Annotated in this window: 2 protein-coding genes; one reads left to right on the top strand and one right to left on the bottom strand. The window is 68.0% G+C overall.

Annotation, left to right across the window (positions count from 1 at the left end; translation table 11 throughout):
* Positions 1 to 191, top strand: a 191-nt coding sequence (locus ACLJK8_RS22915; RefSeq protein ID WP_413152698.1) for a hypothetical protein, incomplete at its 5' end; no start/stop codon positions are given.
* A 42-nt stretch (positions 192 to 233) separates the two neighbouring features.
* On the opposite strand, the gene ACLJK8_RS22910 is transcribed toward ACLJK8_RS22915, so the two are convergent.
* Entirely contained in the window at positions 234 to 578 is a 345-nt protein-coding gene (locus tag ACLJK8_RS22910) for a PCC domain-containing protein (RefSeq protein ID WP_413152697.1), read from the bottom strand.
* Positions 579 to 920: the final 342 nt, after the last annotated feature.

Genomic DNA, 920 nt, shown 5'->3' with positions numbered 1-920 from the left:
CGCACGATGCCGCGCGGACGCTCTCGGGTAACGGTGTCGTCCTGCTCGCAAGCTATCTCGGCGACACTGAGACCGAGCTCGATGGGCCGGCATCCGAAGAGATGTTTATCGAATGTATCCTTCGACATCGCGCGGTGCGCACGGCAGGCAGGATCACGCGTCCGGGGTTTCGCGCGTTGCTGCTGGCTTAGAGAAATTCCATTGTGCCGTTGGCTCCGAGGGAGGCGGCGGCATCAGAACTGGATCAGCGTGAGGCCGGTCGTCGCATCGTAGGTCCGACGCAGATGGCTCGGCGTCTCTGTCACGATGATCTCCAGCGTGGGCCGAACCTCCCCCGACTTCAGATGTCCGGCCAGAGCGGAACCGTCGCGGCGCCCGAGGACGACGTGGACGTGAGGCGCCGGTGCGCCATGCCCGACGCGGAACTCCGGCGCGGCGCGGAAGGCGTTTTCGACGCGATTGAACCAGAGGTGCTCGGCCAGGCTGGTCAGCCGGGCCCAGTCGGCTATGGCGCCCCCTCGGGCGGGTTCACTCCGGGCAGCTGATCCGTGCCGACCGGGCGGGCGTCTTCGCGCCATCGGCGGCGGCGACAAGCCAGATCGTGATTCCGCTGCCGTCGGCTATGAGCAGCGCCCGAGAGCCGTCGATGCCGAGCCGCACCGGTCGTCCGCGCGCCTGATCCCCCGGCGAGAAAGCCGGCGACGTGCTCGTGCGCGGAACGGGCCGAGATCCAGGTGCGAGAGTCTGCGTCGCCGATGGTGCGACCTAAATGCGCAAGGCGGTGAACGGGCTCGCCCTGCTGTTTCGATCGTGCCCCATCTGGTGGTGTAGCTCACGGCGGGCCTCGCGCTCATCAGCGGGCCGAGCAGGTCAGTCGCGCTGCGCGGCAGGCAGGCTGACGGTGAGATCATCGCAGACGG

Origin of the sequence: Amaricoccus sp. W119, assembly GCF_047275745.1 — a bacterium.
Classification (GTDB): domain Bacteria; phylum Pseudomonadota; class Alphaproteobacteria; order Rhodobacterales; family Rhodobacteraceae; genus Amaricoccus.
The sequence above is the reverse complement of the archived record's forward strand: the minus strand, read 5'-3'. Positions and strand labels throughout refer to the sequence as shown.